Consider the following 14017-nt stretch of genomic DNA (forward strand, 5'->3'; position numbering starts at 1 on the left):
GCCTGCCTTGCATCCCGTCGCATTCACCAGCCAGACTGCCCCGCCCCCCGCCGGCACGTATAGCGTTGCGGTACAGGCGCACAGTCTCGTCTTCCTTGCCGGCCAGACACCGAGGGACCGACACAACCAGCGCCACGGCGATGCCCCGTTCGCGGTGCAGGCAAGGATGGCGCTCGACAACCTGGAGGCGGCTGCGAATGCGGCGGGGCTCTCTCTGAAGCATGCAGTGAAGGTATCGGTATTTCTGAAGAACCCCGCTGACGCTAAGGAGTTTGACGCAATCTATGCCGACTACGTAGGCGATCCACCGCCTGCGCGCTCACTGACGCAGTCGAATCTGGTCGGCTTCGACATTGAGGTGGATGCAGTGCTGATGGTTCCGGCACGCATCACTTAGCACACTATGGCATGGTCGACGGGCGGTGCCGGCATGCTCGGCGACGATCTTGCCGCCGCCCGCGCTGCCTCAACCCACCACCGGTCGCAGATCCAGTCGTGCCACGGCAATTCGCGCGTATGGCACTGCACAACAGCTCAGTCGCTCTTGAGCACAGCTTTGCCTTCCGAAGCCAGGCGACCCTCTTGATCGGCGCCAGTGATTGGAAGGCCAAACGCAACCACTTTTATGGCCATCTCAAGCTGCCGCAGGATGGTCAGGCATTCCTGGCGTCCGTGATCGCGCATCTGGACGAAAGCCTCGCCAGGCTGCGGGACGCTGTCTTGTGTGGGAAGCTCAAGATTGACGAGGCGATCCACATCGATCCCTTGGTGGTAAGCGCTCCGCCCGAGAGTGTGGAGACATTCCGATGCGCACCGTTCGAGCGGCACCCCGGCGGTCAGTTGCCTGAGATCCTGCTCGAGATCGACAGCGCCACGCACTTCAGTTGGCTCTTGCTGGGAAGAAAGCCTCATTCCCGTAGCGAATTGCTATTGGTCTACGCAGCGATACGCGCGCATGGCACGTCGATGTCGGCTGCGGATCTCGCCCGAATGGTGCCGGAGTGGTCGCCTCCCGCGATCCGGCAGATGATGCATCGTATCGCGGACTAACGGAAGCTTCGCCACGCGGCAGAAGCCGTGCTGACCTTCATGCATCAGCACCCGATTGCCCAGCATGGGGGGATCGAATGGAAGGGACTTCCCCGTCCCGAGCCTGCGGCGGAAGCTGCAAGTCGGCATTGAGGTGCCATGATGGCGTGTCGAAACGCCATCACGACCACAGGAGGGGAAGTCCCATGTCCATTGTTACCGTGGGTATCGATCTGGCCAAAAACGTGTTTGCCGTTCATGGGGTCGATGCGGCAGGCAAAGCACTTCTCGTCAAGCCGAGGGTTGCCCGCGATCAGTTGGCCGCGCTGATTGCCGAGTTAGCACCTTGTCTGATTGGCATGGAGGCTTGCTCAGGCGCGCATCATTGGGCTCGGCTCTTTAGTGTGCACGGACATACTGTCAAGCTGATGGCGCCCAGGCTGGTTGCGCCATGTCGCATGTCCGGCAAGCGTGGCAAGAACGACGCGGCTGATGCAGCGGCGATCTGTGAGGCGGTGACCCGTCCCAACATGCGCTTTGTACCTACCAAGGACGAGCACCAGCAAGCCATCCTCTGCCTGCATCGCACCCGCCAGGGTTTTCGGCAGGTCGTCGCCGCCTAGCCTAGCCTGACGCCGGGGACAGCATAGCAGCGGCGGCAAACAACGGCTGGGCAGCATTACCAAGGCGGGAGTCGCGTATCTGCGCCCGCTGCTGCTGCTCGGGGCTCGCGCGGTGATGGCAAACCTTGGCGACAAGCAGGATCGGTTCAGTCGCTGGGTCAGAAGCCTGGTTGAGCATCGGGGATACTGGCGAGCGGCTGTCGTGATCGCCGCCAAGAACGCGCAGCTGGCCTGGCAACTTCAGGGGACAGAGTAGCGTCGGCAAACTCTCCATCTCGCACCGGATCCAAGCTTTGAGACGTTGTCATGAAAACCCTCCTACCCTATCGATATGGGTTCAGCCTGGCGCAGAAAGACCTGGCTAATGGACTCCTTCTGACGAGCGGGGTACACCTACTGCACCGAGATGTTGTTGTCTTTGATGACTTTTGTCCATACGGTGGACTCGCGCTTTAGCAGGCTGCGCAATGCGATAGCGTTACCGCTTTGAGGCTCTGCCCCCATGCCTATCAGCTTCTCCCGCACCTCCGGTGCTTCCACAGCGGATCGCACTGCACTTCTCAATGCCGTTAGCACTTCCGGCGGCGTCCTTCCCGTCGAGAATACGCCGAACCAGCCCATCTCCTCGGTAATATTGCCAGCGCGAAGCTCGGCCCAGTACTTCCAGGTGTCAGAGCCAGAGCCGAGGAAGCCGCCCTTGTAATCGCCCCGCAGCATCGGGCCCGCCGGTAAAAAGATGGTCGGCAGGTTCATGCTGACCGCGCCCATGACGAGCGCTGGCGTGGTCTTGTCACATCCCCCCATCAGTACCGCGCCGTCCGCCGGATAGGAACGCAGCAGCTCTTCCGCCTCCATCGCCAGGAGATTGCGGTAGAGCATGGTGGTCGGCTTCTGGAAAGGCTCAGACAGGCTCAGCGCCGGCATTTCCACGGGAAAACCGCCCGCCTGCCAAATGCCGCGCTTGACTTCCTCGACACGCTGTTTGAAGTGGGTATGGCAGGGATTGATGTCGCTCCAGGTATTCAGGATCGCGATCACTGGCTTGCCGGAATAGTCAGTGCGGTGGAAGCCCATTTGGGCGGTACGCGAGCGGTGCCCGAAGCTTCGCAGATCCTTGACTCCGTACCAGCGGTGGCTTCGCAGCTCTTCAGGCTTCTTCTTGCGACCATCAGACATATGACGTGGCTCCAAGACTAATCAATATCAAATCAGGTACACGGATGCCTGCGACAAGAGGCGAGGCCCCCTTGGAGACTGAATCACCGACGTGACCAGCGCAGGGGCAGGCCGCGCCGGTTCTTCCGCGCACCATGTCAGTCAGAACTGCTACGCAATGACCTTTCCAGGATTCATCAGGCCCTGGGGATCAAGCGCCTGCTTGACACGACGCATCACGTCCAGTTCGGTCGGCGTCTTGTACAAGGCGAGCTCATGGCGCTTCAGCTGGCCAATGCCATGTTCGGCGCTAATGCTCCCTCGCATCGCCGCCACTACGTTATGAATCAATTGGTTCACTGCGTCCGTTTGCCCCTGCCATGCCGTGGCACTCACGCCAGGCGGCGCGCTGATGTTGAAATGCAGATTGCCGTCGCCGAGGTGTCCATATGCGATTGGCCGCGAATCAGGGAAGACCTGTTGCAATAGCAACAACACCCGATCCACGAATTCCGGGATACGCGAAATCGGCAATGCCACATCGTGCTTGATGTTGCCTCCATCCATCTGCTGGGCATGCGTGATGTTTTCGCGCTGCATCCAGAACGTCTGGCTCTGCGCCAGGTTGCTGGCCAGAACGACATCCACCAGATGGCCTTCTTCCAGGCAGGCCATCAACGCAGCCTGCATCGCATCCTGCAACGCTTCATGGCTGCCGCCATCGGCGGCCTTCATCAGCACATACCAGGACCAGTCGCGTTCCAGGAAGCGGGGCGTATCGGGAAAATACTGACGCACCAAGGCGGTTGCTGGCCCGGAGATCAGTTCAAAAGCGGTAAAACGCTCCCCAAGGTGGCGCCGCATGGCCCCCAACAGATGCACTGCCTGGGTTAGCGACTCCATGCCTGCGAAGGCGACTACCTCAGCGCTTGGCGCCGGGAACAGCTTCACGGTAGCTGCCGTGATAATGCCCAGTGTTCCTTCAGAGCCAATGAAAAGCTGCTTGAGGTCGTAGCCGGTATTGTCCTTGCGCAGGCCGCGCAGCAAGTCCAGCAATTCCCCATCTGGCAACACGACTTCCAGTCCCAAAACCAGCTCGCGCATGTTGCCATAGCGCAGCACCTGGATGCCACCGGCATTGGTGGCAATATTTCCGCCTAGCTGGCAGGAGCCTTCCGCACCCAGTGACAACGGGAATAGGCGCCCCACTGCCATCGCGTGCTCCTGCAGGCTCTGCAAGATGCATCCGGCCTCCACCGTCGCAGTATTGTTCTCGGGATCAATTTCGCGCACGCGGTTCAGCCGGCCGAGCTGCAGGACTGCCTGGCGCCCTTCAGGGTCGGGTACCGACGCGCCACACAGGCCCGTGTTCCCGCCTTGCGGCACCAATGCCACACCAGTACGCGCGGCCAACCGTACGATTGCCTGCACCTCCTCGGTGCTTCCAGGACGCAGTACGGCCAGTGCACGCCCGTGGTACTTACCGCGCCAATCCCGGACGTACGCAGTGAGATCATCGCCACGATCTTCTGTCAGAACGTGCGCCTCGCCAATCAGTGCGCGCGCCTCGGCCAGCCAAGCATTAGAGTCAAAAGTCACGATCGCAACCTCAGTAGCTGCTTTGCGCTGTCGGGACGGCTTCCTGGGCGCTTCCGCGATAGCGGGCAGCGGCAGCATCGACCCCGTCACGCAACACAATGGTGTCCAGCGCAACCGCAACGAACTGGGCGCCAAGCTCCAGGCATTCACGCGCGCGCTGCTCATCTATCATCAGGATGCCGGGTGCCTTGCCGCTAGCTCGAATGCGGCGGATCGCGTCATTGATAGCCTCGTCCACGGCAGGATGGCGCGCTTTGCCGGCATACCCCAGACTGGCCGACAAGTCGGCAGGACCGATGAAGATGCCATCGATGCCATCAATTGCCGCAATGGCCTCGATCTGCTCTAGTGCCTCGGCGGTCTCCACTTGCACCAGCAAGCACAGCTCGTCAGCAGCACGGTTCGCATAGTCTGATGTCCGCCCGAAATTGGACGCGCGGGTGGAGCCGCCCATGCCGCGAATCCCCTCCGGCGCATAGCGCATAGCCCGCACTGCAGCCTGGGCCTCTTCTGCATTCTGTACAAAGGGCAACAGCAGTGTCTGCGCACCGATGTCCAGGTAGCGCTTGATCAGCACTGGGTCGTTCCATGCGGGTCGCACGACAGGATGGACCGGCAACGCCCCAGGGGCGGGTTGTGCGGCTGCTGTTGCCTGGAGCTGGCTCAGCATCAATGGAACATCGGTTGGCGTATGCTCGGAGTCCAAAAGCACCCAATCGTAGCCGGCGCCCGCGACAAGTTCGGACACATAGGGCGACGGGATGGTGGACCACAGCCCTATCTGCGCACGTCCCGCTCGCAATGCGCGCTTAAAGTGATTCTTATGTAGCATGTTGATGATTTAGTTGGCTCGAATGTTTGCTGTCTTCACAACGCTGGTCCAGCGCTCAACTTCTGCCGAAATGAAGCTGGCCGCCTGCTCCGGCATCCCGGGCGTAGGCACGCTGCTCATCTTTGCCAGCTGGGCAACAACATCCGGCTGGGCCAGGATTGCCTGGCATTCCTTGTTCAATCTGCGGACAATGTCCGGTGGCATCTTTGCTGGACCTGACAAACTGGTCCATGAGTAATTGACAATGCGAGGCTGCCCGGCCTCAGCCATTGTCGGGACATTTGGCAGATTCGCCATGCGCTGCGAGCCTGCTACCGCCAGCGCTTTCAGCTTGCCTCCCTGGACAAACGACACCGCGGAGGTCGCGGGCACAAACAACAGGTCCACCTGCCCCCCCATCAGGTCCGTCATCGCCGGGACGTCACCCTTGTATGGCACGTCATTTAGCGAAACGCCTGCGGTCTGCTTAAACAACTCGGTGGTCATGTGCCCAGACGAGCCCATACCGGTCAAAGCCACGTTCAGTGAATTCGGCTTGGCTTTAGCCATCGCCACAAGCTCTGCCACATTGCTCGCTTTGAGCGCGGGCGAAGCTAGCAGCAGAACCGGCGCACGGCTGAACAACGCGATGTGGGTGAAATCCTTACGCGTGTCGTACTTCACGTTCGGATTGACGAGCTGGTTGGTCGCATGTGTTCCTGGGCCACCGATCACCAGGGTGTACCCATCAGGCTCGGCACGGGCTACAGCTTCGGAAGCTAGCGAGCCATTGACGCCAGGCCGGTTCTCCACCACCACTGGTTGACCCAAACGTTTGGCGAGATGTTGGCCAATCAGCCTGCCGATCACGTCAGTCTGGCCACCAGGTGGGAATGGAATCACTAAAGTCACGGGCCGATTGGGATAGCTGCCTTGCGCAGCCACCCCGAGCGGAGCGAGCACGCCGGCAAGCAACCCGAACAACATGGCACGACGCAACATTGACTGGGGTTTTCGCATAGTTGTCTCCTCGAATGATTGCGCAATCATACTCCGCTAAATATTGGCACTCATCCGGGTTTTTACCTAAATTGCTCGTGTTTATTTATGATAGCGGCAGCTTTACGGTAACATTGCAATCACTAACATAGATAACGCAATCATGGCTCCCCGCGAACCCCGTATCACCTCGCCCACACTAAAGGATCTTGCAAGGCTTGCAGGCGTCTCACCCATGACTGCCTCGCGTGCACTCCATCGCCCTGAACTGGTGGCCGAGGAGACGCGCGCCCGCGTAGCACAGGCGGTCGAACAAACGGGCTACGTGACCAACTCGCTGGCGGGCGGGCTGACTTCGCGGCAGACCCGCCTGGTCGCGGCAATCGTCCCCTCCATGGCTCATTCGCTGTTTTCGGACATGTTGGAAGCATTGGTCAGCACCCTGGAAATAGAACGCTACGAAACCACTCTGGGTATTTCTCGCTATGACCCAGATCGCGAAGAAGCCTGGCTGACCACAATGCTCAGCCGCAGGCCGGATGGTGTGGTACTTACGGGCATCGAACACACGGCACGTACGCGCCGCCTGCTACTCAATGCGCAAATACCGGTGGTAGAACTATGGGACTACACACCGCACCCCCTGGATGTGGTCGTCGGCTTTTCCCAGGAAGACGCTGGCAGGGCAGCATTTCGCCACCTCTGGGCTTGTGGATACCGGCGACCAGCTTTGTTGCGCTCTGATGACAGTCGTGCCAGTCGGCGAGCGCTAGGCTTCTATCGCGCAGCCGCCGAAGCCGGGCATAGGGAGCCGATAGAAATCGTATTCCCCGAAAGTAGCCCCCAAGCTGGACGCGGACGCGAAGCGCTGCATGCCTTGCTGACACGCGCACCACAGGTCGATGCAGTGTTCTGCAGTTCCGATGCCCTAGCCCAGGGCGTTCTTGCCCACGCCAATGCACTTGAACTAAAGATACCGACACACTTTGGCGTCCTAGGCTTCGGCGACCAGGCATTGGCGGCTGAGACGGTACCAGCGCTTTCAACGCTGAGAGTGGACGGCACACGCATCGGTCACCTGGGAGCGCAAGCTCTCTTGGCTCGCATACGTGGTGAAACGATCCATTCAGCACAGGATGTGGGCTTCGAGATAATCCAACGTGCCAGCACGAGGTGCGACGGACGCTGAGCAGGCCCGGGATCACGTCTGAAAATCTCAGAAAGGAAGTCCATGCTGCGTCGGCCACCTGAGCATTGACACCGGCACGAGACCGCGTGTGGCTACGATACTGGACAGCATGCGACGCCGAGGGCCTTCGGGGAAGCGGCTCAAGGCACGATTGTTGCCGCGCCATGCCTATCTCACAACCGATGCGCAGGAGACCCGAGCATGATGAGCGATTCCAACTTATATTACCTGAACGCGTCAGGAGAACCTTCGTCGACACCATCCCCATGAAGAAGCGCAGGGCCTGGAGCGAAGCAGAACTTACAAGTAGTGGGCCGCCGTTTCGTCACAGGATAGCGCCCTGGGGGCTTACCGTCCGAGCGATGATTCGCCCCCTGTCGAGCGCGTGCTGGAAATCTGCGGCGATTTGATTGGACCACAGGCAGAGCAGACGTTTTGAAACGATGTGATAGACAGGGGTCGGCCGGCGCCCATTGCGGCGCCAGCCTCCACCAAGGGACATCACATCTTGATGCCGAGGCGGGTGATCAGCTGCTTGAAGGTGGCGTTGTCGCGCGCGATCAGGCGCTTGAAGACGGGCTCGTCGAGGTAACCCTCGCCCATGTTCTGCTTCGCCATGGTCTGGCGCAACGCGGGATCCTGCATGGTCTTGGCGATGGCGGCGCGCAACACGGCGATGACTTCCGGTGGCGTGCCCTTCGGAGCGGCAATGCCGCGCCATCCGTTGATCGCCAGATCCACGTTGCGCTCCTTCAGCGTGGGTACGTTCTCCCAACCCGCCTTGATACGCTCCTCCGACATCACGGCCAGCGGGCGTATCTTGCCGGCAGCCACATAGGTGGCCACCTCAACCGGCGTGACGGCCACCGCTTCGATATGGCCGCCGAGCAGGTCCAGTACCGCGGGATTGGCGCCGCGGAACGGCACGTGGCTGAGCTTGATGCCTGCCTTATCTTCGAGCGCGGCGGCCGACAGATGCCCAAGCGAGCCAGGACCGGCATTGCCGACGCGTACCTCGCCAGGCTGCTTGCGTGCGGCAGCCAGGAACTGCTCGATGGTCTGGTACGGGGAATCGGCGCGCACGGCGATGGTGGCGGGATCGGCATTCAGGCGCGCGACCGGAATCATGTCATCGGCGGTGAACTTTGCCAGGCCCAGATGCGGAATCATGGTCAGTTCCACCGTGATGACCGCGAGCCGGTAACCGTCGGGCGCGGCGCTGACCAGGTCGGCCCAACCTACCGCGCCACTGGCGCCGGACTTGTTCAGGATCACGATACTCTGCGGCATGTGCTTGCGCGCCGCTTCGGCGAAGGCGCGGGCCAGCACGTCAGTGCCGCCGCCCGGCGCGAACGGCACGATCAGTTCGATTGGCCGGGAGGGATATGTGCCGCCCTGCGCAAAGGCGGGGCACGCCGCCGTGGCGGCAAGGGCGGCAGCGGCGGCGAGGGCGCGCAATGCGGCACGTCGTTGAGGATGCGGTCGGCTCATGAGGAAACCTGTTTGCGGATGGCTTTGGATCAGTCCGTGGACTGGAAAATGATCGGGCTGGCGGTACGCGGGCAGTCAGTCCAGCCGGATACCGGCGTTCTTGATCACGCCGGACCAGAGCTTCTGCTCGCTGCGGGCGAACTGGGCAAACTCCTGCACCGACATCGGCATCGGCTGGATGCCGAGCTCTTCGAGCTTGGCGCGGGTTTCGGGATGCTGCAGCGCTGCCACCAGTTCCTTGTTCAGGCGGGTCACCACGGGCGCGGGCAGTTTCGCCGGACCGACAAAGCCCTGCCACGCATACGCCTCGAAACCGGCAAGGCCCGCCTCGGCCATGGTCGGCACATCCGGCAGGATGGCCAGGCGCTTCGGCGTCGCCACCGCGAGGACGCGGATCTTGCCGCTGCGGATCAGCGACAGGCTCGGCGGCAGGTCGACGAACATCGACTGGACCTGCCCCGCCATCAGGTCCTGCAGCCCGGGAGAGGATCCCTTATAGGGGACGTGCAGGATATCGGTTTTGGTGCGCTGCTTGAACAACTCCAGCGCGACGTGCAAGGGCGAACCCGGACCGGACGAAGCCGACGTCACCTTGCCTGGCGTCTTGCGGGCGAGCGCGAGGAATTCGGTGAGGTTCTGCGCCGGGAAGGACGGATGCACAGCCAGCACCAGCGGCATGCGCCCCAGCCCGCCGATAAAGGTGAAGTCCTTGTCCGCGTCGTAGCTGAGGGAGGCGTACATCGCGGGATTGAAAGCCAGGGTGCCCGAGTCCGCGGTGCCAACGGTATATCCGTCCGGCGCCGAGCGTGCGATGGCGGTGGCGCCGATGATGCTGGCAGCACCGGGGCGGTTCTCTACCACCACCGGCTGGCCCAGATCATGGCCCATCCTGACTGCCAGACCGCGGGCGATCACATCGGTGGTGCCGCCTGGCGCGTAGGGCACGATCCACTTGACCGGCTGGCTGGGAAACGTCTGGGCGTGCACGCCGGCGGCGCAACCGACGGCCAGCGCGGTGCTGGCAAGAACGCGGGCAAATATGCGCTTCATGGTGTTGTCTCCTGGGTATCGTGAATTCCGGGAATCATTGCGTTCCCTTGTCGTATTGGGGCTGTCAGCCTGACTGCCTTCCTGCCGCCGGTGGGCGGGCGGTGTTCAGCGCGCGAGCATCCACTCGTGGGCAGGATCGTTCTTGAACGCCCAGCGCCGCTCGGGTCCGGCCATCGTGTTGAGGTAATAGAGGTCGTAGCCGTATGGCGCGGCGCAAGGGTGGTAGCCACGCGGCACCAGCACGGTGTCGCGGTTCTCCACGACCATTGCCTCGTCAAGGCTGCGATCGTCGGTGTATACGCGCTGGAAAGCGAAGCCCTGCGCCGGATTGAGCTGGTGATAGTAGGTTTCTTCCAACGCCGTTTCCGCGCTGCCCGCGCTGTCATGCTTGTGCGGCGGATAACTGGAGGAATGGCCCGATGGCGTGATGACTTCTACCACCAGCAACCCCTCGGCCGGTTCGCTTTCGGGCAGGATGTCGCAGACGTAGCGCGTGTTGGCGCCCTCGCCCCGCACGATGCGGCGCATCTGGCCCGGCTCGATCACTCGCGTGGGCAGGCGGCCCTGTGCCGGCGCCGTGCTCAACGCCACCTCGGCCGCACCACGCGCATCGATACGTACCTCGCGACCCGGCGGCACGTAGACGGCATAGGGCGACTGGTCCTCGAAAACGGACTGGCGGCTTCCCAGCGCGGAATAGCGCTCGCTGCCGACGTACACGTCGACCTGCCCGGACAGCACCGTCACGCACATTTCCCGTGCCCCGGTGGAGAAGGACTCCGCCTCGCCGGCATCGAGCCGCAACGCCTTGAACCCCACGTGCTTCCATCCAGCGAGCTGCGGCGTGATATCGACAATCACCCTCACCGCAGCCTCGCCCTTGACAAGCAGGCTTGGCCGCCCGCTGGCAACGGCAGCAACATTGGACCGATCCGGAACAGCGTCTGCGGGATTCATCGCACCCCCTGCTCTTCGACTGCGGCGCCAGCCGGCGCCGTCGCGCGGCTGGCTTGCCAGCCCGCGATCAGGCTACGGAAGTTGGCGGCCACCTGGCGGCGGAACGCGGCGTCGTCGATCTCCTTGCGCAGCCATGCCAGGCTGGCATCGGCCCAGACCGTGCGGCCGATCATGAAGCCCTTGACCAGTGGCGTGGTCGCCTGCGCGAAGCTCGTCACCAGTTGTTCAAGCGGCTGGTTCAGGCCAAGGATCACGGCGCCGCGGCACCATGGATCCCGCTCCTGCACCAGCGCGTCCAGCGCCTGCCATTGGCGCGCGGACATCGCGCCGACCTTCCACCATTCCGGCTTGAGCCCAAGGTCATAGAAGTGGCGGATCGCCCTGACCACGGCCTGTCCTTCATCGTCCGCCGCCAGGGTCTCCTTGGGCGGAATCACTTCGAGCAGCAGTTCATGGCCGCTGTGGCGCGTGGCTTCCCACACCACCCGCAACTGTTCGTCCTGCTCAGCGCGCAGCGCCTCGGGATCGTCCGGGTGATAGAAGACCAGGCATTTGACCACCTGCTCGCGCGGCCAGTGCGCCAGGTCCGAGGCCAGCGAGCGCGTGCCATCGAAGCGCAGCGGCCGCGAACCGGGCAGCTCGATGGGCCGGCCCACCCACCAGCCCCGGCCGGTGGCGTCGTGCAGGGCGGCTTCGCCCAGTCTGCCATCGATCAGCACGCCGATCTTGCCCTGGCAGCCGGGGTCGCTCTCCACCTCCGCCACGACTTCGGTGATCAGCCGCTTGAGCACGGGAATCTGGCCGAGGTCGGCACCGACGGCGCGCGCCAGGTCCTCGAACTGGGCACGATGGTCATAGGCCAGCACGTACAGTTCAGGCCATTGCGCGCGCGGGACCGACACCCGGTGCAGATGCGCGAGCTGCGCATCCTGGTCGGGACGCGGATGGCGGCTGCCGGAGAACCAGTGCGCGAGTTCGGCGGGCGTTGGCATGGCCGGGGCGCAGCCATGACGCGAAACCACAATGGCGCCGCAGGCGTTGGCGATGGCGGCCGCTTCGCGCCAGTCCTTGCCGCGCAACAGGCCCGACAGCAAACCCGAAGCGAAGGCATCGCCCGCGCCCAGCACATTGAGCACCTCGACCCGTTCGCCCTCGACGGTCAGCGCATCGTCGATGCGCGCCGGAATGTCTCCCTGCACGATGGAGCAGCCGAGCGGCCCGCGCTTGACCACCAGCGTGGCATCGGTGCATTCGCGCACGCGGCGCAGGCTGGCGAGCAGGTCTTCCGCGCCGCCTGCGATCATCCATTCCTCTTCCGTGCCGATGATCAGCTCGAAGGCGCCAAGCTGCGCCTGCAAATGGCGGCTGACCTCGGCATTGCCGATATAGCGCGTCTCGCCGTCGCCCTTGCCGGTCAGGCCCCACAACACTGGCCGGTAATCGATATCCAGCGCGCGCACCACGCCGTGGCGCCCGGCGATATCGAGCGCGTGCCGCGACGCCGCCAGCACGCCCGGCGTGCTGAGGTGCGTGCCGGTGATGACGAGGCTGCGGCAGCGGGCCAGAAAATCGGAGTCGATCGCGTCGGCGTCCAGCGCCATGTCGGCGCAGTCTTCGCGGGCGAAGAGCAGCGGGAAGGTGTCCTGGTCCTTGATGCCCAGGAGTACCATGCCGGTCAGGCGCGCGGCGTCGATCTGCACCTGGCTGACGTCGCAGCCTTCGCGGCGCAGCCTGTCGAGCAGGAAACGGCCGTTCTGCTCGTTGCCCACCCGCGAAATCATGGCCGAGCGCAGACCGAGCCGAGCCGTACCGAACGCGATATTGGCCGACGAGCCGCCAAGGTATTTGGCGAAGGTGCTTGCCGATTCCAGGCTGCAGCCGATCTGCTGCGCATAGAGATCGACGGCGAGCCGGCCGAGGCAAGCAACGTCAAAGTCCCGGTCGGCGGGAAAAGCTGGAGTTCGCATGCGTAATCTGTATTCGGGTCAGGCGCCACCGGCGTCGGCAGAGATTGAGGACGGTCTGGAAGATGAGCCAGGACCGCCCTCGTGTCAGGTCATCATAGCCGAACGATGGAATTTTTGTTCTATTTTTTAATGTATGCGAAAATATTTTCCATTTCGCGCTGGAGCCCGGCCGCGCCCGGTGGCCCACGCCGCACACGCCTACTTGAACCCTGAACCCGTCATCGATGAGTACTGAGCAACCCTACCCCAACGCCGATGCCTTCCTTGCCGCCATGCAGAGCGGTTTCCCCGCGCTCAGCAAGCAGCTGAAAGCGATCGCGCAATACGTGGAGCAGAACCGGGAGCGGCTGGTGCTGGATGGAGTCAACGACATCGCCCGGCACTGCGAGGTGCAGCCGTCGGCGATCATCCGCTTCGCCAAGCACTTCGGCTTCTCCGGCTTTTCGCAGATGCAGGGATTGTTCCGTGACAGCGCCTCACGCCAACTGGCGCCCAACGCGAACTACCAGGACAGGCTGCGCGACCTGATACGCGCCAGCGAGGGGCCGTTGTCGGCCAGCGGCATCGCACAACAGGTCATCGTCGGCAGCATCGAAAGCCTGGAGGCGTTGCAGCGCGCCGCGGCCGAGATGCCGTTCGAGCAGGCGGTGGAGTTGCTGGTGGAAGCGCCCTCAGTCTGGCTGATGGCCTCGCGCCGGGCATTCCCGGTGGGCTCCTACCTGGCTTACGCCCTGCAGCACACGGGCAAGCCGATCCAGTGGCTCAACGGGCTTGGCCAGATGCAGCAGGGACAGTTGCGGGCGCTCAGGTCCGGCGACGTGATGATCGCGGTGTCATTCGAGCCGTACGCACGGGAAACGTTGCTGGCCGTGCAAGCTGCCGCCGAACGCGGCGCGCACATCGTTGCCATCACCGATAGCCCGCTGAGCCCGCTCGCCGACCATGCGCAGGTGCTGCTGCCGGTGCAGGACGCGGCCACCTTCGGGTTCCGTTCGCTGACGAGCACGCTGTGCCTCGCGCAGTCCCTGTTCCTCGCGCTGGCTTACCGATTGGAAATCGCCTACACGCAGCCACCGTCAACGCCGCAGCGCTCAGGCAGGCCGCTGCGCAAGGGGAATTGATTCAAGGCGCTGTCGCGGGCAGGCGG

11 protein-coding genes and 2 pseudogenes are annotated in these 14017 nt (G+C 63.0%); 5 read left to right on the forward strand and 8 right to left on the reverse strand.

What is annotated here, in order from left to right; genetic code table 11:
* Positions 1 to 7: 7 nt before the first annotated feature.
* The 3 genes and pseudogenes from CF70_RS22975 (at position 8) to CF70_RS22985 (ending at position 1908) form a co-directional block, all read left to right on the forward strand.
* Positions 8 to 397, forward strand: coding sequence for a RidA family protein (locus CF70_RS22975; RefSeq protein WP_035870190.1), 390 nt, complete (start codon positions 8 to 10; stop codon positions 395 to 397).
* A 116-nt stretch (positions 398 to 513) separates the two neighbouring features.
* A pseudogene (locus CF70_RS22980) lies at positions 514 to 1122 on the forward strand (Tn3 family transposase); the annotation flags it as partial.
* Positions 1123 to 1235: 113 nt separating this feature from the next.
* Positions 1236 to 1908: pseudogene (locus CF70_RS22985) on the forward strand (IS110 family transposase).
* A gap of 137 nt (positions 1909 to 2045) precedes the next feature.
* Here CF70_RS22985 and CF70_RS22990 read toward each other — a convergent pair.
* From CF70_RS22990 to CF70_RS23005, 4 genes are all read right to left on the reverse strand, one after another.
* Positions 2046 to 2828, reverse strand: a complete 783-nt coding sequence (locus tag CF70_RS22990; protein WP_081862309.1) for a tripartite tricarboxylate transporter substrate-binding protein — start codon at positions 2826 to 2828, stop codon at positions 2046 to 2048.
* A gap of 150 nt (positions 2829 to 2978) precedes the next feature.
* Positions 2979 to 4406, reverse strand: coding sequence for an FAD-binding oxidoreductase (locus tag CF70_RS22995; RefSeq protein WP_051648825.1), 1428 nt, complete (start codon positions 4404 to 4406; stop codon positions 2979 to 2981).
* Positions 4407 to 4416: 10 nt separating this feature from the next.
* Positions 4417 to 5244 (reverse strand): aldolase/citrate lyase family protein, encoded by an 828-nt coding sequence (locus tag CF70_RS23000; protein WP_035870194.1) that lies wholly within the window; start codon positions 5242 to 5244, stop codon positions 4417 to 4419.
* A gap of 3 nt (positions 5245 to 5247) precedes the next feature.
* A complete protein-coding gene (locus CF70_RS23005; protein ID WP_152561890.1) occupies positions 5248 to 6237 on the reverse strand; it encodes a Bug family tripartite tricarboxylate transporter substrate binding protein in 990 nt (329 codons plus the stop codon).
* A gap of 142 nt (positions 6238 to 6379) precedes the next feature.
* Between CF70_RS23005 and CF70_RS23010 the strand changes: the two genes are divergently transcribed.
* On the forward strand, positions 6380 to 7405 hold the full coding sequence (locus CF70_RS23010) for a LacI family DNA-binding transcriptional regulator (protein ID WP_035870195.1): 1026 nt from the start codon (positions 6380 to 6382) through the stop codon (positions 7403 to 7405).
* Between the two features lie 501 nt (positions 7406 to 7906).
* On the opposite strand, the gene CF70_RS23015 is transcribed toward CF70_RS23010, so the two are convergent.
* The 4 genes from CF70_RS23015 to CF70_RS23030 all read right to left on the reverse strand — a co-directional run bounded on the left by CF70_RS23015 (position 7907) and on the right by CF70_RS23030 (position 12870).
* A complete protein-coding gene (locus tag CF70_RS23015) occupies positions 7907 to 8896 on the reverse strand; it encodes a tripartite tricarboxylate transporter substrate binding protein (RefSeq protein ID WP_035870197.1) in 990 nt (329 codons plus the stop codon).
* A 75-nt stretch (positions 8897 to 8971) separates the two neighbouring features.
* Positions 8972 to 9946, reverse strand: a complete 975-nt coding sequence (locus CF70_RS23020) for a Bug family tripartite tricarboxylate transporter substrate binding protein (RefSeq protein ID WP_035870198.1) — start codon at positions 9944 to 9946, stop codon at positions 8972 to 8974.
* A 105-nt stretch (positions 9947 to 10051) separates the two neighbouring features.
* Complete coding sequence (gene iolB, locus CF70_RS23025) at positions 10052 to 10903, reverse strand: 5-deoxy-glucuronate isomerase (protein WP_081862310.1); 852 nt, start codon at positions 10901 to 10903, stop codon at positions 10052 to 10054.
* Positions 10900 to 12870: a bifunctional 5-dehydro-2-deoxygluconokinase/5-dehydro-2-deoxyphosphogluconate aldolase gene (locus CF70_RS23030; RefSeq protein ID WP_035870200.1), complete on the reverse strand. Its 1971-nt coding sequence runs from the start codon at positions 12868 to 12870 to the stop codon at positions 10900 to 10902. The genes iolB and CF70_RS23030 overlap by 4 nt, the downstream gene beginning before the upstream one ends.
* A gap of 224 nt (positions 12871 to 13094) precedes the next feature.
* Between CF70_RS23030 and CF70_RS23035 the strand changes: the two genes are divergently transcribed.
* Positions 13095 to 13991 carry a MurR/RpiR family transcriptional regulator gene (locus CF70_RS23035; protein ID WP_051648826.1) on the forward strand — a complete coding sequence of 299 codons (897 nt, stop codon included), beginning with the start codon at positions 13095 to 13097 and terminating at the stop codon, positions 13989 to 13991.
* Positions 13992 to 14017 lie beyond the last annotated feature (26 nt).

This window comes from Cupriavidus sp. SK-3, from assembly GCF_000611145.1.
Taxonomy (GTDB): domain Bacteria; phylum Pseudomonadota; class Gammaproteobacteria; order Burkholderiales; family Burkholderiaceae; genus Cupriavidus.